Here is a 23237-nt window from a genome sequence, read left to right as displayed (position 1 = left end):
CCAGGCGTTCCCGTCGCGGAGGTGCAGCCGCCCCGCGAGAGCCCGTCGGGGTGTTGCACCATCTGGAGGGCCTGCTCACCCTCGCCTCGCTGGCCTCCCACAGCAGCGGCGCCCCGGGGAGACGCCAACGGCAGCGTCTGGCACTGGCTCAGCGTCTGCTGGACCCCCTGCCGATCGAACTGGCACCGCCGCTGCGGGTCGAGGTGATGTTCTGGCGGCTGTTGCGCTGGGGCACCGTGGGGCTGCTGGTGGCCTGGTGGCTGCGCCCGTAACCGGTGGGAGCGCTAGGGCCGGGGGCAGCTTCAGCTGATCGTGCCGGAGTTCCATTCGGGCCACGGTGCTAGCTTCTGCGCTGCGCGGCTGGCTGAACTGCCATGGGGCTGTTTGATTCCAGTGACCGCTTTCTGAGGTTCTGCGAGGCCTTCCAGCACCTCACGAATTCCCAGTGCCTGCAGGATCTCTTTGCCCTGTATTGCCATGGTCCCAGGCCGGGTTTCTTCCTGGAATTCGGGATGGCCAACGGCACCCAGCTCTCCAATACTCTCCTGCTGGAGCTCATGGGCTGGAAGGGACTTGGCGGCGAGCCCAACCCTTTGCAGCGCAAGGCGGCCGAGGCCCGGCGATCGATCACGGTCGTGGCAGAGGCGCTCTACTCGCGCACAGGGGACACCCTGCAGTTTGCCTGTAACGGTCTCTATGGCGGTCTGGACGAGACGGCCGATCGCCGGACGACCGAGGCACGTTCCGGTTTCACCGAAACCATTGCTGTGCCAACGATCACCCTGGGTGATCTGCTGCTGCGCGAGCACGCGCCCCACGTCATTGACTACTTCTCCCTTGATGTTGAAGGTGCCGAGCTCACGGTTCTCCGCAACCTGCCCCTGGAGAGCTATACGTTTCGATGCTTCACAGTGGAGCACAACTTCTCGCCGGGGCGCACGAAGATCCACCGGCTGATGGTCAGCCTGGGGTTCCGGCGTGTCTTCAAGGATCTGAGCGGCCACGACGACTGGTACGTGAATACGGCCGTGCGTTTCGCCGGTTGGTCACCCCGTCTGCTGCGCCATCTGGATGACGAACGGGGCCGCCTGCATCTGGCTCGCCTGCAGCACAGGGCGATGGCCGAGCCCGAGCGGGCGATTGCCACGCTCTACGCCACCCTGTTCTCACGCCCCCGGCCCCATCCCCGCGGCTTCCTCGACCTGGCGGCCCTGCTCCGCTCGGCGGAGCGCCTGGATGAAGCCCGCGCCATTCTCCTGCGCGGCACGGCCCTCCATCCCACCAATGCCCGCATCCTGACCCTGCTGGCTGAGCTGGACGGGGTCAGTGCCGGCGGGATCTCCCCGGACGCCGCCAGGGGGCAGGAGCCGTGATGCCCACCCATCCCCGGCAGGAACTGCCGCCTCAGGGCTGCAGCATGCTCAGCAGCACCGTCCGCTCCGCCGTGGGCTGCTGGGGCAGACCGCGGTGGACCCCATGCTGCATGGCCACCACCATGTCGCCAGCAGCGCAGAACACCGGCAGCGCCCTCTGCAGGGGCAGCCATGGGCAGTCATCCCGCCTCACGCCCCTGCCGCGGAACAGCCCCCGGTTCAGCCAGCGCAGCCAGGGGCGCCGATGGGAGCCAGGCACGTAGCAGAAGGGGCCTTCGGCGAGGCTCTCGACGTCCGAGAGATAGAGAAAGGCCTTCGCCTTGATGCCGCCGCCGTCGGTGTGGAACCCCCGGGTGCTGGTGACCCCGCGGTTCACGTACAGGTTGCGGGCCCGCACGTGAAAGGGCGTGGCGAAGGCCTGCTCGAGCAGAGCGGTGACCAGGGGTTCCCGCAGGGAGGTCACCACCAGGTCGTGGAGGTGGGGTTCGAGTCGCTCGGGATGGAACACATCCAGCATCCCGTTGTCCTCATTGGCTCGGATGCTGATCACGGCTTTCCTGGCCGCCACCAGCCTGCGGTAGCCGCGGATCGCCCGTTCCTGGCCGCGGTTGAGCAGCACCGGAGCGTTCCTGTCGCCCGCTGAACCCTGGGACGCATGGCGCCAGGCGGAATGCTCCACCTCAGCCAGCGCCTCCATCCGTTGCGCGTCGACCGCACGGCGCAGCAGCAGCAGCCCATGGCGCCGCAGCTGCTGGCAGGCCTTCCTGCGGAGTGAGGACCCCTCCACCAGGGCGTCACAGTCGAAGCTCAGAGGGGCCAGGCAGTGCTCCAGCGCAGGACCCTCGAGCACCCGCGGGGGCTGAGGGAACGGCGCCAGGCCAGGGATCCGGGGCAGAACAGGAATGGAATTCAGGCGTCGTAGTACATCACGAATTCGTGCGGATGGGGACGCTGCCGCAGCTGCTGCACCTCCTCGTATTTGAGGGCGATCCAGTTGTCGATGAAGTCTTCGGAGAACACCCCACCCTCCATCAGGTAGTGCTTATCGGCATCGAGGGCCTCAAGCGCACCGTTCAACGACGCCGGCACGGTGGAAATCCTGGCCAGCTCATCGGCGCTGAGCTCGAACAGGTCCACGTCGGTGCCATCGCCCGGATCGATCTGGTTCTTGATGCCATCGATGCCGGCCATCAGCATGGCGGCGAAGCCCAGGTAGGGGTTCGAGAGCGCATCGCCGGAGCGGAACTCGAGGCGCTTGGCCTTCGGGCTCGGCCCGGTGAGGGGAATGCGCACGGCGGCCGAGCGGTTGCCCTGCGAATACACCAGGTTCACCGGGGCTTCGAACCCGGGCACCAGCCGCTTGTAGCTGTTGGTGGTGGGGTTGGTGAAGGCCAGGAAGCTGGGGGCGTGCCTGAGCAGGCCGCCGATGTACCAGCGGGCTGTCTGGGAGAGGTTGGCGTAGGTGCCCTCACCGAAGAAGAGGGGGTTGCCGGCTTTCCACAGGCTCTGGTGCACGTGCATGCCGCTGCCGTTGTCGGCGAACACGGGCTTGGGCATGAACGTGGCCGTCTTGCCGTATTTCCTGGCGACGTTGCGGACCACGTACTTGTAGATCATCACGTTGTCCGCCGCGCTGATCAGCTCGGCGAACTTCATGCCCAGCTCGTGCTGGGCCGTGGCCACCTCGTGGTGGTGCTTCTCGATCGGCACCCCCAGGGAGGCCATCGTGAGGATCATCTCGGTCCTCATGTCCTGCAGGGTGTCGTTCGGCGACACCGGGAAGTAGCCCTCCTTCAGCTGGATCTTGTAGGCGAGGTTGCCGCCCTCCTCGAGACGGGCGGTGTTCCAGGGCGCCTCGATCGAATCGACGCTGTAGAAGCTGCTGCCACTGCCGGAGGTGTAGCGCACGTCGTCGAAGACGAAGAATTCCGGCTCCGGACCGAAATAGGCGGTGTCGGCAATGCCGGTGGAACCCAGGTACTCCAGGGCCTTCTGGGCCAGGGCCCGGGGACAGCGGCCGTAGGGCTGGCCGCTGCGGGGCTCCTGGATCGAGCAGATCAGGCTGAGGGTCTTGTGGCTGTAGAAGGGGTCGATCCAGGCGGTCTTCGGATCGGGCACCATGGCCATGTCCGACTCGTTGATCGCCTTCCAGCCGCGGATGGAGGAGCCGTCGAACGCCACACCGCTGGTGAAGGCGTCTTCATCGATCAGCTCCTTGCACACCGTGAGGTGCTGCCATTTGCCGTGCAGGTCGACGAACTTGAGGTCAATCAGCTCAATTCCTTCGTCCTGGATCTGACGGAGGACGTCCTGGGCTGTCTGGGCCATGACGAAAACAGATGGAGTGCCGCCCCGGGGCCGGCGTGTGCGGACGGTACGGAGCTGCCCGGCCAGCACCCTGTAGCCCTCGTAACCAAATGGCTGCCCGGGTTTGCGTAACTGTTTCTCTCAAATCCGCCAGATCGCACCGCAGGCCTGGGATCTGGCGGGTTGCAAGTGCTAGCTTCCGCGCCAGGTGCGTCGAATCTCCCAAGCCATGCGCGATGCCATCACCGGTCTGATCGGCCGCTACGACCAGCTGGGCCGCTATCTCGACCGCGAGGCCATCGATCGCATCACGGCGTACTTCGCGGAAGCGGAGCTGCGGCTGAAGGCCGTGGAGCTCATCAACCGGGAAGCCGCCAGCATCGTGCGGGAGGCCTCCCAGCGCCTCTGGCTCGATGATCCCGAGCTGATCCTGCCCGGCGGCAACGCCTACACCACCCGCCGGCTGTCCGCCTGTCTGCGGGACATGGACTATTTCCTCCGCTACGCCAGCTACGCCCTGGTGGCCGCCGACGCCACCATCCTCAACGAGCGGGTGTTGAACGGGCTGGATGACACCTACAAGAGCCTGGGGGTGCCCACCGGCCCCACGGTGCGCAGCATCGCCCTGCTCGCGGATGTGGTCTGCGAGATGCTGGGTGCCGAGGGTGTCAGCGACCCAGCAGCCCTGGCCGCCGTGGTGCGCCCTCCGTTCGAGCATCTCTGCCGGGGCCTCGCCGCCAGCGATGTACGGACCCGCTGAACAACCCCGGGTCATCCCCGCTACGTAGGCTGCAGCAGCGCGGAACGGGCACGAGGCCCTTCCATCAGCCGCTCCTGGGCCGGCCGCCGCGCTCCCCATCCCTATCCCCTTCCCACGCCCTCAGGCTTTTGTCCGCGCCGCACCCCGTCAACAACGCCCACCGCCGCGCCCTCGGGCCCATCGCCACTCCCGATCGGCTGCTGCTGGGGCCCGGCCCCTCGAACGCCCACCCCACGGTGCTGCAGGCGCTGGCCCGCACGCCGATCGGCCATCTCGACCCCCTCTACGTGGAGTTGATGGGCGAGGTGCAGGAGCTGCTCCGCTACGCCTGGCAGACCGACAACCGCCTCACGATCCCGATGAGCGGCACCGGCAGTGCGGCCATGGAGGCCACCCTGGCCAACACCCTCGAGCCGGGGGACAAAGTGCTCGTGGCGGTGAAGGGCTATTTCGGCCTGCGTCTGGTGGACATGGCCGGCCGCTACCGCGCCGAGGTGGTGACGATTGAACGCCCCTGGGGCGAGGCCTTCAGCCTCGAGGAGATCGAGGCGGCGGTGAAGGAGCATCGCCCGGCCGTGCTGGCCATGGTGCACGCCGAAACCTCCACCGGCATCCGCCAGCCGATGGAGGGAATCGGTGAAATCTGCCGCCAGCACAACTGTCTGCTGCTGCTCGACACCGTGACCTCCCTCGGTGCCGTGCCCGTGCACCTCGATGCCTGGCAGGTGGATCTCGCCTACAGCTGCAGCCAGAAGGGCCTGAGCTGTCCGCCGGGGCTCGGACCCTTCACCATGGGCCCCCGCGCCGAAGCCAAAATGGAGCGGCGCCGTGACAAGGTGCCGAACTGGTACCTCGATGTCACCCTGCTGAATCAGTACTGGGGCAGCGACCGGGTGTACCACCACACCGCGCCGGTGAACATGAACTTCGGCATGCGCGAGGCGCTGCGACTTCTGGCCGAGGAGGGTCTGGAGAACGCCTGGGCCCGCCACCAGCGCAATGCCGAGCGGCTGTGGGCTGGCCTCGAGGAGCTGGGGCTGGAGCTTCACGCCCCGGAACACCTGCGCCTGCCCACCCTCACCACGGTGCGGATCCCTGAAGGTGTGGATGGCAAGGCCTTCTCGCTCCATCTGCTCAACCAGCACGGCATTGAGGTGGGCGGTGGCCTGGGGGCCCTGGCCGGCAAGGTCTGGCGGATCGGCCTGATGGGCTTCAACAGCCGGCCGGAGAATGTGGACCGCCTGCTTGAGCTGTTCAGGACGGAGCTCCCAGCCTTCCGGCCTGGAGCCACCTCCCGGACGTCGGCCGCCGTCGCCGTCTGAACCATCCGCTCAACAGCTCCCCGGCCTGATCCGCCGCCACGCCGCTGATCACCCGCATGTGGTGATGGGCGCTGGCGTGGTTCACCAGATCGAGGCAGCCACCGACGGCACCGCGCTTGGGATCTGGGGCTGCAAACACCAGGGTGCCGAGCCTGGCCTGCACGAGAGCGCCCGCGCACATCGGGCAGGGCTCCAGGGTCACCAGCAGGGTGCAGCTGTTCAGACGCCAGTCATCCAGAACCCGGCTGGCCTGGCGGATCGCCACGAGCTCGGCATGGCCCAGGGGATCCTGCAGGCGCTCCCGGCGGTTGCTCCCCCAGCCAATGCAACGTCCCTCCTGATCGAGAACGGCTGCGGCCACAGGGATCTCACCTTCCGCCCCCACCCGTGCGGCGCAGCGCAGCAGGCGCTGCATCCACAGTTCGTACCCGGTGGACCGGGCCTGCGCGGTGTCGATCCCATGCCCCATGGCAGCCCCGGCCATCCTGAAACCAGGCTTCAGGCTCACAAGTGAGAATGGTGTCATCCGAGCCTCCTTCGTTGGCAACTGCGCCACCTGCCCCCTGGGCGCTCCCGCCCCTGCCCTTTGCCAGCCCGGATCACCCCGATGCTCGCCTGCAGCGGTTCCTGGAGCAGGCCAGTGAGCGGCTCTGCGCCTGGCTGGGGTCGGCGGCGAGCCGTTCGCCGCTGCCCGGTCTCAGCGTGCTGCCGGAGGTGGAACCCCAGCGCCGGGGGTTGGATGAGGCCGCTCTGCTCGCCGATCTGCAGCTGGTGATGGACGGGGCGTACAACCCGAGCCACCCCGGTGCGCTGGCCCATCTCGACCCCCCACCCCTGCCGGCCTCCATCGCGGCCGACCTGATCTGTGCCGGACTCAACAACAACCTTCTGGCTGAGGAGCTCTCGCCAAGCCTCTCCCGCCTGGAGCGCAATCTGGCGGCCTGGCTGGCCAGGCAACTGGGTCTCGGGGACGTCAGCGGTGGCGTGGCCGCCAGCGGGGGCACCCTGGCCAACCTGATGGCCCTGGTCACGGCCCGCCACCGTGCCGGCCTGGGCTGCTGCAGTGAGGCCGTGGTGCTGGCCAGTGCCGACGCCCATGTGTCGCTGCGCAAGGCCGTGGCGGTGATGGGCCTGCCGGCCACGGCCCTGCACGCCATCCCCACCGCTCGGGATGGTGGCATGGATGTGAGCCAGCTGGACCGTGCGCTCGAGGCACTGCGCGCCGCCGGCACCCCCGTGATCGCCGTGGTGGCCACGGCTGGCACCACGGTGCGTGGGGCGGTGGACCCCCTCGAGCCCGTGGCGGCCCTGTGCCGGCGCCACGGCCACTGGCTGCATGTGGATGGGGCGATCGGGGCCGTGTTCGCTCTCAGCCCCCGCCACCGTCATCGGGTGGCGGGCCTGGAGCAGGCCGATTCGATCACCATCAACCCCCAGAAGCTGCTGGGCATCACCAAGACCTCCTCCCTGCTGCTGCTGCGTCAGCCCGGTGCCCTGGAGCAGGCGTTCGGCACCGGCCTGCCCTACATGGAACCCAGCTGGGGCGGCGGCCATGGCGGTGAATGGGGCCTGCAGGGCACCAGGCCCGCCGACATCCTGAAGCTGTGGCTCGGGCTGCGCCAGCTCGGGCTCGGCGGCATCGAGGCGGTGCTGGACGGAGCGATCCAGCGCCGACGGGTGCTGCACGCTCTCCTCTCCTCGCTTCCGGAGCTGGAGGTCAGGGGCGGGCCCTGTCATCTGCTGGCCTTCACACCGCGGGGGCTTTCAGCGGCCGAGGCCGACAGCTGGAGTCAGACCACCCGCCAGCAGCTGCTGAACCACCAGCTGATGCTGTCGCGGCCGCTGCATGGCGGACGCCACCACCTCAAGGCGGTGCTGGGGAACCCCCACACCACGGTCGCGGAACTTCAGCAGCTCCACGCGCTGGTGGCCGCTTCCCTGCAGGGGATCCACTGCCGATCTCTGCCCTCTCCCTCGCCATGACCCCCGACCCGAACCGCCGTGGCCGCCTGGTGGCCATCGTGACCGGCGCCATCTCGATCCTGGTGGGGGTGCTCTACCTGGGACTGATCCTGGTGCTGGACAGCCGGGGCCCCCTGCAGCCTCCCCCTCCGGAGGCCTTCGGGCTGGCGATGCCCGCGGGGGCCGCTGCCCTGCTCAGTCCCGCGGGCGTGGGGGCAGCTGGCGGTCTCTCTGCTGCAGCGGTTCCACCACGCGCCTGAAGGCCACCGCCAGGAACTGCTGCAGCGCGCCGTCCCGCCGGCCCAGGTCGTAGTGCCGCTGCACCACATCCTGAATTCCGCCGTCGCCCCAGTCCTGGTCCCGCTCGAAGTAGGTGATGAAGCTCTGCCCCGCCACCCGGGTGAGCCAGGCCGCGCTCACCGCCTGGATGGCCCGGCTCACCAGCAGCGCCGGCAGGGAAAGGCTGAGCGCCGCGCTGAGCAGGCTCACGCCCCCCTTCACCAGGCCGAGGCCGGCGAGGGTGCGCCCCACCGAGAGGGCCAGGTCCTGGGCGGTGGAGCGGCTGAGGCTGACGCCGTAGACCCGGCCGATCTCCACCACCATCTGGGCATTGACGGCCGCCGCCCCCAGCAGGTCGATCCCGGGCAGGGGCGTCACCGCCAGCACCCCAGCGCCGATCCACATGTAGCGGTCCACGATGCGGGCCGCATCGCCGCGGCGCTGCTCCGCCAGCAGCTGCCGGCTCGCCTCGCCGAGCTGGCGGCACTGCAGAAGCAGGTTGTCGGCGATCAGCTCCTCGCCTTCGGCATGGAGCACGGCGGCGATCCTCAGCAGCAGCCGCTCCACCTCCGGCGGGGGCTGGTGGGGCTGGCCGCCCGGCAGCGGCAGGGTCTGGGGGGAGGCGCTGGCGGGGATCACATCCTCCGCCGCCAGCCTGGTGCCGCAGCGGCGCCGCAGCAACGCCAGCAGCCGCTGCTCCTCCTGCTCACCGCGCAGATCGCACTTGTTGAGCACCAGCAGCAGCCGCTTGCCGAGGGCGGCCAGTGCATCGAACACCTGGTACTCCGCGGCCCGCAGGTCCCCATCCACCACCAGCAGCAGCAGATCCGCCCGGCTGGCCTGGGCCCGGGCCAGCCGTTCGCGCTCCGCGCCATCCCGGCCGGCCTCAAGGATTCCAGGGGTGTCCACCAGCCACACTCCCCGCTGCAGGCCCTGCAGCCGCAGCCGGTAGCGGCTGCTGCGCCCGGTGGCGCCCATCGGGGCACCCACCTGGCCCACCAGCCGGCGCAGCAGCGCCCGGATCAGGGAGGTCTTGCCGGCTGAGCCGGTGCCGAACACCACGATCACGAGATCGCCCCGCTCCAGTTCCGCCGCCATCCGCTGCTGCTGCTGACGCAGGGCCTCCCGCTCCACCGCATCCCGCACCCGCTCGAGGGTCTGGTCGATCGCCTCCAGCTGGCGGGCCGCCGCCTCCCGGCGGTTGTCCGGTGCAGGGGGGGGCTGGGGAGGAAGGCTGCCCGATCGGCTGCCGGTGCGGAGGCTGCGCAGCCAGGGCCAGGCCAGCTGGGCGAGCAGCAGCACGGCCCCGGCCATCAGCAGGACCACCACGGGCCCCACCAACCCGTAGGGAAGGATGGCGCTGAGCTGCCATACCAGCTGGTTGATGGCCTGCAGCACCATGCCCACCACCACCAGGGCCAGCAGCAGCGCACCGGCGGCAATCCAGAGGCGGGTGCGGCTGTTCACCGCTCAGGAACTGGTGGCTCGCATGATGTCGCCCCAGAGGCCCGCGGCCAGGGCACTGGAGCCCCTGGTGGGGCTGTTGTCGTCGTTGCCGAGCCAGATGCCCATCACCCAGTGGCGCTGCGGGGCGTAGCCGATGAACACCAGATCGCGGTTGTCATTGCTGGTGCCAGTTTTGCCCCCTTCGCTGCCGCCCAGACGGGCGGCCCGGCCGGTGCCGCCCGTCACCACGGCTCTCAGCAGCTGCTGCATCGCCTCGGCCGTCTTCGGGGTCACCACGCGGCGGCCGGCATTGACGGTGGATGGGGTGGCGGCCTCCTCCTGCCGGCACAGGCTGCTCTCCTTGCCGCGGCAGGTCTCGGCGTCCACCAGCCGACGGATGGTGGTGGGGGGATGCCAGACGCCGTCGTTCGCCACGGCGCCATAGGCGGCGGTGAGCTCCAGCAGGGTGGTTTCGCTCTGGCCGAGCACCAGGCCCGGCACCGCCGCCAATGGACTGGTGATGCCGAGATCGCGGGCCTGCTGCACGACGGCATCCAGGCCCACCTTCTGGGCCGTGCGCAGGGCCGCGGTGTTGCTGCTGCGGGCGAAGGCCGAGGTGAGCGAGAGGGTGCCGCTGCAGTCACTGCTGAACGTCTGGCCCCGCCAGCGCAGCGGCCCGCAGCTCACCGGATCGCCGGGCCTGGCCCCCTTGCTGAGGGCAGACAGGTAGGGGAAGAGCTTGAAGGAGCTGCCCAGCGAGCGCAGGGCCATCGTGGCCCTGTTGAACTGGCTCTGCTGGTAGTCGCGCCCACCGGCGATCGCCACGATGCCGCCGTTGCGGACATCGAGAATCACCACCGCTCCCTCGCTGATCGCGAGGCCACGGCTGCTGTTCAGCCGTTGCCGCAGAAGCCGCTCCACCTGGGCCTGCACGCGGGGATCGAAGTGGGTGTCGATCAGAAAGTTGCCCTCTGCCGCCACCGCCGGGCCCACCTGGGCTGCCAGATCGCGGCGCACCTGGTCGGTGTAGAAGGGCGCTCCCCGGAGTTCGGCGGCCCGCTTGCACGCATCGGGTGCCAGCTTGATCGGGCTGCGGCGCGCCGTGCGGCCGGCATCGGCACCGAGACGTCCGCTGTCCACCATCTTCAGCAGCACCGCGTTGCGTGATTCCAGCGCCGCCTGCGGATCGAAGCAGGGGTCGTAGCCGTTGGGGGAGGGCAGCAGACCCACCAGCAGAGCCGCCTCCTGCAGCTGCAGCTTTGCCGCCGGTTTGCCGAAGTAGTGGCGGGCGGCGTCCTCGAAGCCCCAGCCCACCCCCAGATACACGCGGTTGAGGTAGCTGAGCAGCAGATCGTGCTTGCTGAAGCGGGCCTCCAGCTGGAGTGCCACCAGCAGTTCCCGCCACTTGCGTGCCAGGGTCTCGCCCTGGCCCACCTGGTCGGGATAGAGGCTGCGGGCGAGCTGCTGGGTGAGGGTGCTGCCACCCTCGAGCACCCGCCCGCCCAGCAGGTTGGTCACCAGGGCCCGGGCGGTGCCCACCGGGTCCACCCCGGGATGCCACCAGAAGCGGGCATCTTCGCTGGAGAGCAGGGCATCGACCAGCACGGTGGGATAGTCGCCCAGTCCAGCGAGTTCCCGGTGCTCCAGACCCTGCACCGAGTTGATCGGCTTTCCCTGGCGGTCGTAGAGGGCCAGCGGCCCCCGCACCGTGGCCAGGCTGCCGCGGATCGGACTCTGCAGCACCGAGAGGGCCAGCAGGCCCACACCGCCGGCGGTGACGGCGGCCAGAACCAGGGAGCCCGTCCGAACGATGCGCTCCAGTTGCGGTTGGGGCCGCTGCTGGAACTCCAGCTCCGGCAGCCCCGGCTGATGGCTGGGACCGATGCGCACGGTGTCACCGTCCCGCAGCAGCAGCTGCTGCACCCGCCTGCCTCGCCACCACAGGCCGTTGGTGGATCCACGGTCGGAGAGCAGCCAGCCCGGCCCGCGCCGCTCCAGCAGGGCGTGCTGCCGGCTCACGGCGGGATGGTCGATCGGAATCTGCCCATCCCCCTCGCGCCCGATCCTGTACACCCCGCTGTGGATGGCGACCGACCTGCTGCCCTGCCCCGGCAGATGGATCAGCAGCAGGGCCTGGGAGGGCTGGCGCCAGCGACGCCAGCGCTGTCGCAGCAGCTCAAGCGCGGCGATGGCCATGGCCTCCGAACAGGTCGATCACGAAGCAGAGCACAGCCAGGTTGATGGCCACATCGGCGAGGTTGAACACCGGAAAGCTGATCGGCACGAAGGAGAGGAAGTCCACCACGGCCCCGAGCCGCCAGCGGTCCAGGCCATTGCCCACCGCACCCCCCAGCAGGAATCCCAGGGCCAGCCTGCGGGGGATGCCCAGGATGCTCTGGCGTGCGATCCACACCGCCACAGCCAGGGCCACGACCAGGCTCACCAGCCCCAGCGCCTGGGTGTGGCCGGTGAACAGGCTGAAGGCCGCTCCGGTGTTCCAGGTGAGCAGCAGCTCGAGCAGCCCGGGCAGGAGGGGCCGGGGCAGGCCGGCCGGCAGGGTCTGCACGGCCCAGGCCTTGCTGAGCTGATCCAGCAGAACCACCACGGCCGCCAGCAGGTAACTGTGCCTGCGGCCCGCGCTCACGAGGGCACCAGAAGCAGACGACGCAGGATCAGGGCCGTGGTGGCCACCGCACAGCAGAGCAGCAGCTGGGGCAGCAGGGGCGCCAGGGAGTAGGTCATCAGCAGCGGCAGAACGCCATCAGGCCAGCGGCCGGCCAGGCCCCCAAGCAGGAGGTTGAGGGCACCACACACCTGGATCACCACCAACCCGGTCAAACTCGCCAGGGTGAGGTTCAGCACATCGTTCATGCCGCGCTGGCGGGCGAGTCTGCCCGTGACCCAGGCGGCGGGAAGAAAGCCCGCCAGGTAGCCGAATCCCGGGTCCAGCAGGTAGGCAGCCCCGCCGCCGCCGTGGAACACCGGCAGCTGGAACAGCCCCAGGCTCAGGTAGGCCACAGCCGCCAGGATGGCGCTGCGCGGGCCGCACACCAGGGCGGTGAGCAGCAGGGCAGGCACCTGCAGCGTGATGGGCAGGGGGGTGAGGGCCCAGCCGCCGGAGGCCTGGGGAAGGGGCAAGGCGGCCTGGATCAGACCACCCACCAGGATCAGCAGCAGGCCGGCAACCGCTCCACTCCAGTTTGCTAGCGCCCGCAAAGCGTCCGTGCTGGTCTCGGCCCAGTTTGCCGCGCCGGGATCCCCTGCGGCCACGGGTTGGCTTGAATGGGGCTGATGCCCGTCCCCATGCCCCCCGTTCCCCCCGCTCCCGAATCAGCCAACCCGCTGCCGGGGGAGTCCGGCCCAGGCAACCCAGTGGCGCCCGCTGCGGCACCGGAGCAGCCCGTCAGGTCCTGGCGCCCCGGCGATCGGGTGAAGCTGCTGCGCAGCCCGCGCTACCTCAAGACGGCCGATCCGATGCCGATGCTGCGGCCGCCCGATCTGGTGGGTATCGATGAGATCGGCCAGGTGGTGGGGGTCCGGGCGCTCGGCCAGCTCGCCGTGCGCTTCCGCCGGGGCACGTTCCTGGTGGAGTCCGAGGCCGTGACGGAGGGGGAGCCTGCCGACGGCTGAACCGGGGGCGGCAGACGATCAGGCCCTGCTGGAGCTGGGCCGCAGCCCCTTGAGGCCGCTCAGGAACATCGGCACGAAGGTCTCGAAGAACTGGGCAGGTTCCTGCTCCCACACCCGCCTAGCGGCGAGGAACCTGGATTTCTGCAGGTCGGGGGCCAGAAGCGTCTGGGGGAGCCGCTCCAGCAGGTAGGCGGGGCGCTGCCAGGCGGGGATGGTGTTGGCGATGTCCACCAGGCTCGCCAGCCGCCGCAGCTCGGCGCCGGCGGTGATGTCCATGCCGGCGGCGTAGGCGGCGTGTTCGATCAGGGAGTAGCGGTGTTTGGCCTCGTCCACCCGGGCACGGTCGGCGGCACTGCGGCTGGCGATGCGGCAGAGCCAGCGGTTGCCCCAGCGCACATGGCCGGCCTCCTCGGGGAGGATCCGCTCGAGGGTGGCCTGGATCCTGGCGTTCTCCTCGGTGGGTGGGGCCGCCTTCAGGGCATGGATGTGGGCCGAAAAGGTCTGGCAGCCACGCTTTTCCGTGGCGTTGATCGAGGCCAGGGCCGCCACCACGCCCTCCTCCTTGCTGCCGGCGGAGGCGGAACTGTCCAGCAGGCGGTTCAGCTCATCGATGTACGAGGACGTCTGCGGATTGCCGATCGGTTCCCCCATCTCATAGAGCAGGTCCGTCAGCCAGACGGCGTGGCGCGCCTCGTCGTTGACGTGATGGGAGAGATCCCGCACCAGTTCGGGCGGCTCGCCATCCAGCAGCTCGATCAGGCTGGTGAGTTCGAGGCAGGAGCGCTGTTCGTTGAAGCGGTAGCCGTTGAGAAAAAGAATCTGGAGCTCCCGCTTCTTCACCACCTGCTCCATCACCTGCCGGGCGCTGAGGTTGTTGGAGAGTTTCCGGGGATAGGTGACAGGCATGGAGCGCCACAAGCGTGGCTCGACGTTAACGACTGCCCGACGTCCCCTGGGGCTGGCCCTGGGGCTGGGGGCAGCGCTGGCGCCAGACCCGGGCGGCATTCTCGAGGGCGGCGCTCGGTCCGCAGAGGCTGAGCCGGGGTTGCGTCAGGCGTCGCCGTGCCGCCGCCTGCAGGGCCTGCGCGTCCAGCCGCTCTACCGCAGCGAGGGTATCCAGCACATAGCTGTCCGCCAGGCCATGGCCGATCACCAGCGCCTGACGGTCGGCCACCTGGCCACAGGTCTGGCGCCCCATCGCCTCCTGCCCCCGGAATTTCGCCTTGGCCAGCCCCAGCTCCTCACTGCTGAGCGCCGAGCTGCCCAGCGCCATCCATTCGTCCAGCAGGCACTCCAGGGCTTCGCCGGCATGGTCCGCCGAGGTGGACATGTGCCACACGAATGGGCTGGGGCCACAGCGGCCCGGCATGTGCACGCCCACGTCGTAGGCCAGGCCCCGCTCCTCGCGCATCACCACGAACAGACGGCTCGACATGCCCACGCCGGCATGGGCCTGCAGCAGCCGCAGGCAGAGGGCATCGGGCTCTCCGAGCGGCACGGTGGCTGAGCCCAGCATCAGCACCAGCTGCTCGGTGTCCTGGGGAACGAGTGCGAGGTCGGCGCTGCCCCATCCGCCGGCGAGCGGCGTGGCCCGGGGACGACCGGTGGCCCAGGGGGTGCGGGCCAGCTGGTCATTCAGGCACTGCCGCAGCACCTGTGGGTCCGGGAGGTCGCCGCAGACCACGAGCACGGCGCCCTGGTGTCCCAGCGCGGCAAGCGCCGGCCTGAGTTCCGCGGCACCGAGCTGGGTCAGCTCCTCCGACACCCCCAGGGGATCGTGGCCATAGGGACCATCGTCATAGAGCAGCTGTCGCAGGTGGTCGTGGGCGAGCTGGAACGGATCCTCCTGCTGCCGCTGCAGGTTCTGCAGGTTGAGTTCCCGCTCGATCTCCACCTGATCGGGTTCAAGGCCGGGATCGCGCGCCATGGCGAGCAGCAGGGGCAGCAGGCCCGTGAGATCGTCGCTGGCGCACTTGAGGCTGATCACCAGAGCGTCCTCATGGGCCTCGCTGCGCAGGGCGGCCCCGCGGCCCTCGACCAGATCGGCGAGCTGTTCGGCATCGAGGTCCGCGCAACCGCGGGTCATCACGCCGGCGAGCAGCTGCATGGCCCCCCGCATCCCGGGCCCCTCCACGCTGCTGCCGCCCCTGATCCAGAGGCGTGCCGCCACGAGGCCGACGCCAGGGCGATGCAGGGTGACCAGGGGCAGGCCACCATCCAGGCAGCAGGTGGTCCAGCGGCTCATGCGGGCACCGCCTCCAGAACACAGGCCAGGGCGGGATCCAGCAGGGGCAGCACCCTGGCCTGCAGCAGCTCGGGAGACCAACGTCTCAGCTGCTCGAGCGGTGCGGCCAGGGGATGGTTGCGGCCCCACAGCAGGTTGTTGCCCACCGTGCCGGCCACCCCACCGGCGGATTCCAGGCCGAAGCGGTAGCCGTTGCCCACCAGGTGGCAGGCCCGTTCCCACTCCTGGGCGTCCAGCGGCCGTTCAGCGAGGACCTGCCAGGCCTGCTGAATCGCCGCGGTCACGGCTTCGAGATCGGAGGCGTCGCAGATGGCCTCCAGCAGGGCGAAGCTGCCGCACTCCATCACGTGCAGGTCGAGATCGATGCTCTCCACCAGCCGCAGCTCTTCCCTCAGCAGGGAGACCAGCCGGCTGCGGCGGCCCTCCGCCAGCACGGTGGTGAGCAGATCCGCCCCCATCACGGCGTGCAGATCGCTGGCGGGAGGGAGCTGCCAGAGCATCAGAAGCCTGGCGGACTCCAGCCGCGGCAGGGCCACGCGATGGCGGCCCGGCCGCACCACCAGGGGGGCGGCGGGAGAGGGGTCCGGGGCGGTGGCGAGCCGGGCCAGGGCCCCGTCCCGGAGCCGGTCCCCCAGGGCGTCGGCTCCGCTCCCCACCGCTCCGGCCACCGCCAGAACACAGCCATTGGCGCCGTAGAGACGCCGCTGGAAGGCGCCCATGCGGGCGGGAGTGTGGCTCAGCAGGGCCTGGCGCTCCCCCAGGATCGGGGCGCCGTAGGGATGCCCGCCGCAGCCGAGCCGCAGCAGGCGCTGCAGGGCCACATCCTCGGGCTGGTCCTCACTCTGCGCCAGCTCTTCGAGCACCACCTGCCGCTCCAGCTGGAACGCCTCATCCTGCAGGCGCGGTGCCAGCACGAGTTCCAGCAGCAGGTCGAGGGCTTCCCCGGCAGCTGCCGGGGGAATCAGCACGTGGTAGTGCACGTCATCGAAGCCGGTGGCTGCATTGCTGCTGCCCCCCATCGCTTCGATGCGCCGGTCGAACTCCCCCGGTTCCAGGCCCGCACTGCCCTTGAACACCATGTGTTCGAGGAAGTGGGCCAGGCCGCTCTCGCCGGGCTGTTCGTACACGCTGCCGGCCCGGCACCAGAAGTCCAGGCACACCAGGGGCGCGTCCGGCAGGGGCATCCGGGCGATCCGGGCGCCGTTGGGGAGGGTCTCCACCTCGGGTTCGGCCAGGCCTGGCAGGGAGGTCGCAGCAGGAGCCAGGGGCAAGGCACAACGCGTGGCAGGATCAGCATTCTGGTGGCTCACGGTGCGCCCTGAGCCAGGAGCCACGCAGCGCACTGTCGGGAGCCGATCGATGGCGGGAACTTCAGGGAAGAGCGGCGGTGCCGTCGCCGGCGGGATCCATCCGCTGGTGGATGCCCTGGCGGAACGGATCCGCTCCTGCTGGCAGGGCATGCCCGACCTGGTGCCCCTGGCCATCGATCCGGAGCTCGAGGCGATCAGCGGCAGCCTCGACGGCGAGGCCCTGTTCATCCGCAACGAGCTGAGGCAGTGCCGCGGCCTGCGCAAGCTGCACCTCGAAACGGCACGGCTGGGAGCCGGCCTGCAGATTCTCCACTGCGTGCTCTTTCCCGATCCCCACTACGACCTGCCGGTGTTCGGCGCCGACATCGTGGCCGGACCCGCCGGGGTGTCCGCCGCCATCGTCGACCTCTCCCCGGTGACGGGCAGCCTGCCCGAGGCGATCGAGCAGGCCCTCTCCCGGCGCCAGCGAAGGGTGTACCAGCAGGAGCGGGACCTGCCGGCCTGGGGGTCGATTTTCTCGCCCCATGTGCGCTTCATCCGGCCGGTGGACGCAGCCGAGGAGCAGGCCTTCATCGCCGAGGTGGCCGAAGTGCTCGATGTGCTCACCGCCGCCATCCGGCGCTGTGAAGCACAGGCCAGTGACGATCCAGCTACTGTTGCGCGATGGAAGGGCCAGCTCCGGTACTGCAAGCAGCAGAAACAAAACGACAAGACCCGCCGGGTGCTGGAGAAGGCGTTCAATCCGGCCTGGGCCGACCGCTACATCGAAGAGCTCCTTTTCGACGACCCTCCGGCCCTGTGAAGCTCCTGGGCAGGGAAGTGAGTTCCCGCTCGCTGGTGCTGGGCTTCGGGGCTGCCGCCCTGCTGGCCCTGGCGGCGTTCGGCGGCCAGCGCCTTCTGAACCGCCAGCCGGCCCCATCCTCCGCCCCGCCCGGCACCGTGAAGCGGCCGGCGATGCCGGAGGCGGTGGCCGCCCTGGGCCGGCTCGATCCCCGGGGTGAGATCCGCTCCCTCGCGGCGCCCATCACCGGCATCGGCGGCAGCCCGCGCATCACCCGCCTGCTGGTGCAGGAAGGCGACCGGGTGGCTCCCGGCCAGCTGCTTTCCGTCTTCGACACGGCCGAACCGCTTCAGGCCCAGCGGCGGCTGGTGGAGGCCCGCATCACCAACCTGCGCAGCCGCCTGGCGGTGCAGAACCGGGACATCGCCCGTTACCGCTCCCTCAGCCGCAGTGGAGCCATCCCCAGTGGCGAGCTCGACACCCGCGAGACCGACCTGCTCGAGCTCAACGGCCAACTCCAGGAGGCCCTGGCGGAGCGCGACCGCATCGATGCGGATCTCAAGCTCACCGAGCTGCGTGCTCCGATCGGGGGCACCGTGCTCCGCCTGCACGCGCGGGTGGGAGAGCGCCCCGGCGACGACGGCGTGCTCGAGCTGGGGGCCAGTGACCGCATGGAGGCCCTCATCGAGGTGTACGAGAGCGACATCGACCGGGTGAGCCTGGGGCAGACGGTCACCATGACCAGCGAGAACGGCGGCTTCGAGGGCACACTCTCCGGCCGCGTCCTGCGCATCAGCCCCCAGGTGCGGCAGCGCAAGGTGCTGGAGACCGACCCCACCGGTGACGTGGATGCCCGGATCGTGGAGGTGCGGGTCGGCCTCGAGCCCGCCGATGCCGCGCGGGTGCGTCAGCGCACGGGGCTCAAGGTGATCGCCCGCTTCACCCCCTGATGCTGGAGCGCCTCTGGCAAGCCCGCCGAATCCCCCTGGCCTGGCTGCTGCTGTCGCGGCAACCGCTGCGCCTGGCGGTGGCCCTGGCCGGCATCGCCTTCGCCGGGATCCTGATGTTCATGCAGCTCGGTTTCCGCGACGGGCTGTTCGACGCCAGCGTGACCGTGCACAAGCTGTTCGACGCCGATCTGGTGCTGATCAGCCCGCGCACCATGAGCTCGATCGGCATGGCGGGCTTTCCCCGCCGCCGGCTGATCCAGGTCATGGCCGACCCGGCGGTGCAGGGCACCACGCCGGTGCACTGGAACCTGCTGCTGTGGCGCAACCCCGCGACGAGCCGCAACCGCTCGATCCTGGCCCTCGGCTTCGAACCCAACGACCCCCTGTTCACCGATCCGGAACTGGCGGAGAAGGCCCGCACCCTCACCCAGAAGGGTCGGGTGCTGTTCGACCAGCGTTCCCGGCCGGAATTCGGGCCGATCGCCGAGTGGTTCAACCAGGGCCGCACCGTCGAAACGGAGGTGGCCGGCACCCGGGTGCGGGTGACGGGCCTGGTCACCCTGGGCCCGTCCTTCGGCGCCGACGGCAACATCCTCACCAGCCGCGAAACCTTTCTCCAGCTGGTGCCGGGCACCCCCCGCGGCAGCATCGAGCTGGGCCTGATCCGGCTCAAACCCGGCAACGATCCCCAGGTGGTGCTGGAACGGCTGCGGCGCACCCTTCCGCCTGACGTGCGCGTGTTCACCAAAGAGGGATTCGAGGAGTTCGAGAAGACCTACTGGCGCACAAGCACCTCCATCGGCTTCATCTTCACCCTGGGGGCCGCCATGGGGTTCATCGTGGGCTGTGTGATCGTGTATCAGATCCTCTACTCGGATGTGAGTGATCACCTGCCCGAGTACGCCACCCTGATGGCGATGGGCTACCGGCTGCCCACCCTGCTCGGGGTGGTGGCCCGGGAGGGCCTGATCCTGGCGATGCTGGGCTATGTGCCTGCCTATGTGGTGGGCCAGGGGCTCTACGCCCTGGTGCGCAGTGGCACCAACCTGCCGGTGGCGATGTCCACCCCCCGGGCGGTGATCGTGTTCAGCATGATCCTGGTGATGTGCATGGGATCGGCAGCCCTGGCCATGCGGCGCCTGGCGGATGCCGACCCGGCGGAGATCTTCTGATGGGTACGGCATCCTTTCCCTCCACCCCCTCCAGTGCCTCTGCAGCGGCCCTGGATTCGGCGGGGCCCCGCAGCTCCTGCGCCGCGGGGCCACTGGTGAGGATCCAGGGGCTGAGCCACTGGTTCGGCGCCGGGGACATGCGCCGTCAGGTGCTGCAGGGCATCAACCTGCAGATCGCTCCGGGCGAAGTGGTGCTGCTCACCGGACCGTCAGGCTGCGGCAAGACCACCCTGCTCACCCTGGTGGGAGCCCTGCGCCAGGTGCAGGAGGGCTCGGTGGAGCTGTTCGGCCAGGAGCTCCATGGGGCCGGACGGAGCGTCCGCCAGCGGCTGCGCCGCCACATCGGCATGATTTTCCAGGGGCATAACTTGCTGCGCTGTCTGAGTGCCGAGCAGAACGTGCAGATGGGTTCCGACCTGATCGGGGGCCTGGGCTACAGGGCCCGCCGGGACCAGGCCCGCGAATGGCTCCGGGCTGTGGGCCTGGGAGATCACCTGCACAAGCTTCCCCACGATCTCTCGGGCGGGCAGAAGCAGCGCGTAGCGATTGCCAGGGCCCTGGCCGCCCACCCACAGCTGCTGCTGGCGGATGAGCCCACGGCGGCACTGGACCGCCGCAGTGGCCGGGAGGTGGTGGACCTCCTCAAGGGCCTGGCGCGGGAGCAGGGCTGCGGGGTGCTGATGGTGACCCATGACCCGCGCATCCTGGATGTGGCGGACCGACTGGTGCAGATGGAGGATGGACGCCTCAGCGAGGCCAGCGCGGCGTCGGTGGCCCAGGTGCAGGAGGTTGGTTGAGTAGGGTGGTGTTTCGTCTGACCCCTACGTGCCGACCCTATGGCCAAGCGCAGAAATCTGAAGAAGGAAAAGCAGGAACGGAACCGCGCCTATGCGCGCAAGTTCAAAAAACGCAAGCTGCGCAACGACGGCCGGGGTGAAGGTGTTGGCAACGGTGTGACCGGCACGGCCAACAACGGCGGCGCCGCTGACTGAATCCGGCCGCCTCCATTTCTCGGCTGTGGGGATCCGCTGGGATCCCCTTTTTTTGAGCCTGTCCGTCCACCGCCTGCACCGGGACGACCCATGTTCCTCAGTGTCGTCATCCCCACCTACAACCGGCTGCCGATCCTGCGCCAGTGTCTGCTGGCCCTGGAGCAGCAGGACCTGGCCGGGGTTGCCGAGGGCTACGAGGTGGTGGTGGTGGATGACGGCTCCAGCGATGACACGGTGGCCTGGCTCGCAGCCCACCGCCAGCAGCTCCCCCACGTGAGCCTGGTGCTCCAGGAGCACGGCGGTCCGGCGGAGGGGAGGAACCGGGGTGTGGATCAGGCCAGGGGGGATGTGATCGTGTTCATCGACAGCGACCTGGTGGTCACCCCCAGCTTTCTCCGCTGCCACGCGAGCGGTCTGAGCCGGGCCTGGCAGCGGCTCGGCCACCGGCGCTGCTTCACCTACGGCGCCGTGATCAACACGGCCGATTTCGAGGCGCCCACCCGGGAACGCCACAAGCTTCGCGACCACTCCTGGGCCTATTTCGCCACCGGCAATGTGGCGATCAGCCGTGAGCTGCTGGAGCAGGCCGGGCTGTTCGACACCGCCTTTCGTCTCTACGGCTGGGAAGATCTGGAGCTGGGCGAACGCCTGCGCCAGCTCGGGGTGCAGCTGATCCGCTGCCCCGAGGCCGTGGGCTACCACTGGCATCCGGCCTTCAATCTGGAGCAGATCCCTGCCCTGATCCGGGTGGAGCAGGAGCGGGCCAGAATGGCTCTGGTGTTCTACCGCAAGCATCCCAGCCGCCGGGTGCGGATGATCATCCAGTTCACCTGGTTCCACCGGCTGCTCTGGGAGATCCTCACCCTGGGGGGGCTGCTCAACGAGCGCAGCCTGCGGCCGCTGCTGGGCTGGCTCGTCCGCCGTGGCCATGCGGCCCTGGCCCTGGAGCTGCTGCGCCTGCCGCTCAACCGGCTCGGTGTGCGGGCGCTGCAGGCCCAGGCGAGACAGGAGGGCCTGGCCTGAGGCCAGGTCAGAACCGTGCTTTGGTAGGGTTCGTTAGTCAACTTTCACTCCGCACACCTGCGTGTTTCGGGTGATCGAGGACTCCACCCTGGCCCAGGGAAGCTGCGTTGCAGCCCCCCGATCGACGTCAGGCGGTGAAGGGAACGCTCGCGTGCTCCGCACTGCGGCTCACCCTCCATCCGGGAGTCCCCTGATCCCTAGGCAGGTGGAGGCAAACCCGAAACCCCAACCACCATGGCTGTTGTCACTCTCGCCGAGATGATGGAGGCGGGTGCCCACTTCGGGCACCAGACCCGTCGCTGGAACCCCAAGATGTCGCGCTACATCTATTGCGCGCGCAACGGTGTTCACATCATCGACCTCGTGCAGACCGCCGTCTGCATGAACAACGCCTACAAGTGGGTGCGCAGTGCCGCCCGCAGCGGCAAGCGTTTTCTGTTCGTCGGCACCAAGAAGCAGGCCTCCGAAGTGATTGCCCTCGAGGCCACCCGTTGTGGTGCTTCCTACGTGAACCAGCGCTGGCTGGGTGGCATGCTCACCAACTGGACGACAATGCGCGCCCGTATCGAGCGGCTCAAGGACCTGGAGCGCATGGAATCCTCCGGTGCGATCGCCATGCGGCCCAAGAAGGAAGCGGCCGTGCTGCGACGGGAGCTGGATCGTCTCCAGAAGTATCTGGGCGGCCTCAAGAACATGCGTCGCCTGCCAGATGTGGTGGTGCTGGTGGACCAGCGCCGCGAGACCAATGCCGTGCTGGAGGCCCGCAAGCTCGACATTCCGCTTGTATCGATGCTCGATACCAACTGCGACCCCGACCTCTGCGACGTGCCGATTCCGTGCAACGACGATGCCGTGCGCTCCGTCCAGCTGGTGCTGGGGCGTCTCGCGGATGCCATCAATGAAGGCAGGCATGGTGGCAGCGAGCAGGCCCAGGGCGACGACGCCTGAGCCGGATTGCTCCGTAGCCCGTTCATCTTCCGTTCATCACGTTTTCCCTAAGCACAAGTTCAGTTACTTCTGTAATCATGGCTGAAATCTCGGCAAAGCTGGTCAAAGAACTGCGCGATAAAACCGGCGCCGGCATGATGGACTGCAAGAAGGCACTCACCGAAACCAAGGGGGATGCCGAGAAAGCCATCGAGTGGCTGCGTCAGAAGGGCATCGCTTCGGCAGAGAAGAAGTCCGGTCGCACCGCTGCGGAAGGAGCCATCGGCTCTTACATCCATACCGGCGCCCGCGTGGGCGTTCTGGTGGAGGTGAACTGCGAAACCGACTTCGTGGCCCGTGGAGAGATCTTCCAGGATCTGATCCGTAACGTGGCGATGCAGATTGCCGCCTGTCCCTCCGTGGACTACGTGAGCACCGAAGACATTCCCTCAGAAGTGTCTGACCGTGAAAAGCAGATCGAGATGGGCCGCGACGATCTGGCGGGCAAGAAGGAGGAGATGAAGGAGAAGATCGTGGCCGGCCGCATCGGCAAGCGTCTCAAGGAGATGGCCCTGATGGACCAGCCCTACATCAAGGACAGCACGATCACCGTGGCGGAACTCGTGAAGCAGGTGGCCGGCAAGGTGGGCGAGAACATTCAGGTGCGGCGTTTCGTTCGCTTCAACCTGGGCGAGGGGATCGAGGTGGAGAAGATGGATTTCGCCGCTGAAGTGGCGGCCATGCAGGCCTCCTGAGTC

25 protein-coding genes are annotated in these 23237 nt (G+C 69.0%); 15 read left to right on the top strand and 10 right to left on the bottom strand.

The window, feature by feature from the left end; genetic code table 11:
- Nucleotides 1-50: 50 nt before the first annotated feature.
- Together CBM981_RS02930 and CBM981_RS02925 are read left to right on the top strand one after the other, a co-directional pair.
- Nucleotides 51-272, top strand: a complete 222-nt coding sequence (locus CBM981_RS02930; RefSeq protein ID WP_225867499.1) for a hypothetical protein — start codon at nt 51-53, stop codon at nt 270-272.
- Between the two features lie 102 nt (nt 273-374).
- Nucleotides 375-1373 (top strand): FkbM family methyltransferase, encoded by a 999-nt coding sequence (locus CBM981_RS02925; RefSeq protein ID WP_087067189.1) that lies wholly within the window; start codon nt 375-377, stop codon nt 1371-1373.
- Nucleotides 1374-1404: 31 nt separating this feature from the next.
- On the opposite strand, the gene CBM981_RS02920 is transcribed toward CBM981_RS02925, so the two are convergent.
- Both CBM981_RS02920 and glnA read right to left on the bottom strand, forming a co-directional pair.
- Complete coding sequence (locus CBM981_RS02920) at nt 1405-2223, bottom strand: hypothetical protein (protein ID WP_087067188.1); 819 nt, start codon at nt 2221-2223, stop codon at nt 1405-1407.
- 59 nt (nt 2224-2282) lie between these two features.
- On the bottom strand, nt 2283-3701 hold the full coding sequence (gene glnA, locus CBM981_RS02915) for a type I glutamate--ammonia ligase (RefSeq protein WP_087067187.1): 1419 nt from the start codon (nt 3699-3701) through the stop codon (nt 2283-2285).
- Between the two features lie 208 nt (nt 3702-3909).
- Between glnA and CBM981_RS02910 the strand changes: the two genes are divergently transcribed.
- Nucleotides 3910-4440, top strand: a complete 531-nt coding sequence (locus CBM981_RS02910; protein ID WP_087067186.1) for an allophycocyanin subunit beta — start codon at nt 3910-3912, stop codon at nt 4438-4440.
- Between the two features lie 128 nt (nt 4441-4568).
- Nucleotides 4569-5762, top strand: coding sequence for an alanine--glyoxylate aminotransferase family protein (locus tag CBM981_RS02905; RefSeq protein WP_087067185.1), 1194 nt, complete (start codon nt 4569-4571; stop codon nt 5760-5762).
- Here the strand turns inward: CBM981_RS02905 and CBM981_RS02900 are convergent.
- Nucleotides 5695-6231, bottom strand: coding sequence for a nucleoside deaminase (locus CBM981_RS02900; protein ID WP_087069145.1), 537 nt, complete (start codon nt 6229-6231; stop codon nt 5695-5697). The two genes, CBM981_RS02905 and CBM981_RS02900, sit on opposite strands and share 68 nt — an antisense overlap.
- A 47-nt stretch (nt 6232-6278) precedes the next feature.
- On the opposite strand from CBM981_RS02900, the gene CBM981_RS02895 reads away from it, so the two are divergent.
- Entirely contained in the window at nt 6279-7745 is a 1467-nt protein-coding gene (locus CBM981_RS02895; protein ID WP_087067184.1) for a pyridoxal-dependent decarboxylase, read from the top strand.
- Nucleotides 7742-7984 (top strand): hypothetical protein, encoded by a 243-nt coding sequence (locus CBM981_RS02890; protein WP_087067183.1) that lies wholly within the window; start codon nt 7742-7744, stop codon nt 7982-7984. Before CBM981_RS02895 ends, CBM981_RS02890 begins: the two co-directional genes overlap by 4 nt.
- Here the strand turns inward: CBM981_RS02890 and CBM981_RS02885 are convergent.
- From CBM981_RS02885 to CBM981_RS02870, 4 genes are read right to left on the bottom strand one after another with little or no spacing between them, the layout of a single operon-like run.
- On the bottom strand, nt 7920-9470 hold the full coding sequence (locus CBM981_RS02885) for a YcjF family protein (RefSeq protein WP_087067182.1): 1551 nt from the start codon (nt 9468-9470) through the stop codon (nt 7920-7922). The genes CBM981_RS02890 and CBM981_RS02885 overlap by 65 nt on opposite strands.
- A 3-nt stretch (nt 9471-9473) precedes the next feature.
- Nucleotides 9474-11645: a transglycosylase domain-containing protein gene (locus CBM981_RS02880; protein WP_087067181.1), complete on the bottom strand. Its 2172-nt coding sequence runs from the start codon at nt 11643-11645 to the stop codon at nt 9474-9476.
- Nucleotides 11626-12093, bottom strand: coding sequence for a signal peptidase II (gene lspA, locus CBM981_RS02875; RefSeq protein WP_087067180.1), 468 nt, complete (start codon nt 12091-12093; stop codon nt 11626-11628). The genes CBM981_RS02880 and lspA overlap by 20 nt, the downstream gene beginning before the upstream one ends.
- Nucleotides 12090-12665: a biotin transporter BioY gene (locus CBM981_RS02870; RefSeq protein ID WP_087069144.1), complete on the bottom strand. Its 576-nt coding sequence runs from the start codon at nt 12663-12665 to the stop codon at nt 12090-12092. Before CBM981_RS02870 ends, lspA begins: the two co-directional genes overlap by 4 nt.
- 87 nt (nt 12666-12752) lie before the next feature.
- On the opposite strand from CBM981_RS02870, the gene CBM981_RS16150 reads away from it, so the two are divergent.
- Entirely contained in the window at nt 12753-13079 is a 327-nt protein-coding gene (locus CBM981_RS16150; protein ID WP_087069143.1) for an NAD(P)H dehydrogenase assembly family protein, read from the top strand.
- Between the two features lie 18 nt (nt 13080-13097).
- Here CBM981_RS16150 and CBM981_RS02860 read toward each other — a convergent pair whose 3' ends face one another.
- Genes CBM981_RS02860 through CBM981_RS02850 form a run of 3 tightly spaced genes read right to left on the bottom strand, consistent with a single transcriptional unit; the run spans nt 13098 to nt 16595 of the window.
- Nucleotides 13098-13985: a ferritin-like domain-containing protein gene (locus CBM981_RS02860; protein ID WP_087067179.1), complete on the bottom strand. Its 888-nt coding sequence runs from the start codon at nt 13983-13985 to the stop codon at nt 13098-13100.
- A gap of 25 nt (nt 13986-14010) precedes the next feature.
- Nucleotides 14011-15324: a pitrilysin family protein gene (locus CBM981_RS02855; protein ID WP_087067178.1), complete on the bottom strand. Its 1314-nt coding sequence runs from the start codon at nt 15322-15324 to the stop codon at nt 14011-14013.
- Nucleotides 15321-16595: a pitrilysin family protein gene (locus tag CBM981_RS02850; protein ID WP_087067177.1), complete on the bottom strand. Its 1275-nt coding sequence runs from the start codon at nt 16593-16595 to the stop codon at nt 15321-15323. Before CBM981_RS02850 ends, CBM981_RS02855 begins: the two co-directional genes overlap by 4 nt.
- 88 nt (nt 16596-16683) lie before the next feature.
- Between CBM981_RS02850 and CBM981_RS02845 the strand changes: the two genes are divergently transcribed.
- From CBM981_RS02845 to tsf, 8 genes are all read left to right on the top strand, one after another.
- On the top strand, nt 16684-17436 hold the full coding sequence (locus CBM981_RS02845) for a phycocyanobilin:ferredoxin oxidoreductase (protein WP_087067176.1): 753 nt from the start codon (nt 16684-16686) through the stop codon (nt 17434-17436).
- A gap of 17 nt (nt 17437-17453) precedes the next feature.
- Nucleotides 17454-18365: an HlyD family efflux transporter periplasmic adaptor subunit gene (locus CBM981_RS02840; protein WP_225867498.1), complete on the top strand. Its 912-nt coding sequence runs from the start codon at nt 17454-17456 to the stop codon at nt 18363-18365.
- A complete protein-coding gene (gene devC, locus CBM981_RS02835) occupies nt 18365-19537 on the top strand; it encodes an ABC transporter permease DevC (protein WP_087067174.1) in 1173 nt (390 codons plus the stop codon). Before CBM981_RS02840 ends, devC begins: the two co-directional genes overlap by 1 nt.
- A complete protein-coding gene (locus CBM981_RS02830) occupies nt 19537-20334 on the top strand; it encodes a DevA family ABC transporter ATP-binding protein (RefSeq protein ID WP_087067173.1) in 798 nt (265 codons plus the stop codon). The genes devC and CBM981_RS02830 overlap by 1 nt, the downstream gene beginning before the upstream one ends.
- A gap of 39 nt (nt 20335-20373) precedes the next feature.
- Nucleotides 20374-20529: a hypothetical protein gene (locus CBM981_RS02825; RefSeq protein WP_006910943.1), complete on the top strand. Its 156-nt coding sequence runs from the start codon at nt 20374-20376 to the stop codon at nt 20527-20529.
- Nucleotides 20530-20619: 90 nt separating this feature from the next.
- Nucleotides 20620-21552, top strand: coding sequence for a glycosyltransferase family 2 protein (locus CBM981_RS02820; RefSeq protein WP_087067172.1), 933 nt, complete (start codon nt 20620-20622; stop codon nt 21550-21552).
- A 234-nt stretch (nt 21553-21786) separates the two neighbouring features.
- Nucleotides 21787-22500 (top strand): 30S ribosomal protein S2, encoded by a 714-nt coding sequence (rpsB, locus tag CBM981_RS02815; protein ID WP_087067171.1) that lies wholly within the window; start codon nt 21787-21789, stop codon nt 22498-22500.
- A gap of 77 nt (nt 22501-22577) precedes the next feature.
- On the top strand, nt 22578-23234 hold the full coding sequence (gene tsf / locus CBM981_RS02810; RefSeq protein WP_087067170.1) for a translation elongation factor Ts: 657 nt from the start codon (nt 22578-22580) through the stop codon (nt 23232-23234).
- Nucleotides 23235-23237 lie beyond the last annotated feature (3 nt).

This window comes from Cyanobium sp. NIES-981, from assembly GCF_900088535.1.
In the GTDB taxonomy this organism is placed as follows: domain Bacteria; phylum Cyanobacteriota; class Cyanobacteriia; order PCC-6307; family Cyanobiaceae; genus NIES-981.
This window is presented reverse-complemented; position numbering and strand designations above follow the sequence as displayed.

Excerpts from the sequence above, each read along its gene's own strand:
- CBM981_RS02925 (WP_087067189.1), top strand. The coding sequence starts at position 375 with ATGGGGCTGTTTGATTCCAGTGACCGCTTTCTGAGGTTCTGCGAGGCC.
- glnA (WP_087067187.1), bottom strand. The coding sequence starts at position 3,701 with ATGGCCCAGACAGCCCAGGACGTCCTCCGTCAGATCCAGGACGAAGGA.
- CBM981_RS02910 (WP_087067186.1), top strand. The coding sequence starts at position 3,910 with ATGCGCGATGCCATCACCGGTCTGATCGGCCGCTACGACCAGCTGGGC.
- CBM981_RS02900 (WP_087069145.1), bottom strand. The coding sequence starts at position 6,231 with ATGGGGCATGGGATCGACACCGCGCAGGCCCGGTCCACCGGGTACGAA.
- CBM981_RS02895 (WP_087067184.1), top strand. The coding sequence starts at position 6,279 with ATGGTGTCATCCGAGCCTCCTTCGTTGGCAACTGCGCCACCTGCCCCC.
- CBM981_RS02890 (WP_087067183.1), top strand. The coding sequence starts at position 7,742 with ATGACCCCCGACCCGAACCGCCGTGGCCGCCTGGTGGCCATCGTGACC.
- CBM981_RS02880 (WP_087067181.1), bottom strand. The coding sequence starts at position 11,645 with ATGGCCATCGCCGCGCTTGAGCTGCTGCGACAGCGCTGGCGTCGCTGG.
- CBM981_RS16150 (WP_087069143.1), top strand. The coding sequence starts at position 12,753 with ATGCCCCCCGTTCCCCCCGCTCCCGAATCAGCCAACCCGCTGCCGGGG.
- CBM981_RS02860 (WP_087067179.1), bottom strand. The coding sequence starts at position 13,985 with ATGCCTGTCACCTATCCCCGGAAACTCTCCAACAACCTCAGCGCCCGG.
- CBM981_RS02855 (WP_087067178.1), bottom strand. The coding sequence starts at position 15,324 with ATGAGCCGCTGGACCACCTGCTGCCTGGATGGTGGCCTGCCCCTGGTC.
- CBM981_RS02845 (WP_087067176.1), top strand. The coding sequence starts at position 16,684 with ATGGCGGGAACTTCAGGGAAGAGCGGCGGTGCCGTCGCCGGCGGGATC.
- devC (WP_087067174.1), top strand. The coding sequence starts at position 18,365 with ATGCTGGAGCGCCTCTGGCAAGCCCGCCGAATCCCCCTGGCCTGGCTG.
- CBM981_RS02830 (WP_087067173.1), top strand. The coding sequence starts at position 19,537 with ATGGGTACGGCATCCTTTCCCTCCACCCCCTCCAGTGCCTCTGCAGCG.
- CBM981_RS02825 (WP_006910943.1), top strand. The coding sequence starts at position 20,374 with ATGGCCAAGCGCAGAAATCTGAAGAAGGAAAAGCAGGAACGGAACCGC.
- CBM981_RS02820 (WP_087067172.1), top strand. The coding sequence starts at position 20,620 with ATGTTCCTCAGTGTCGTCATCCCCACCTACAACCGGCTGCCGATCCTG.
- rpsB (WP_087067171.1), top strand. The coding sequence starts at position 21,787 with ATGGCTGTTGTCACTCTCGCCGAGATGATGGAGGCGGGTGCCCACTTC.
- tsf (WP_087067170.1), top strand. The coding sequence starts at position 22,578 with ATGGCTGAAATCTCGGCAAAGCTGGTCAAAGAACTGCGCGATAAAACC.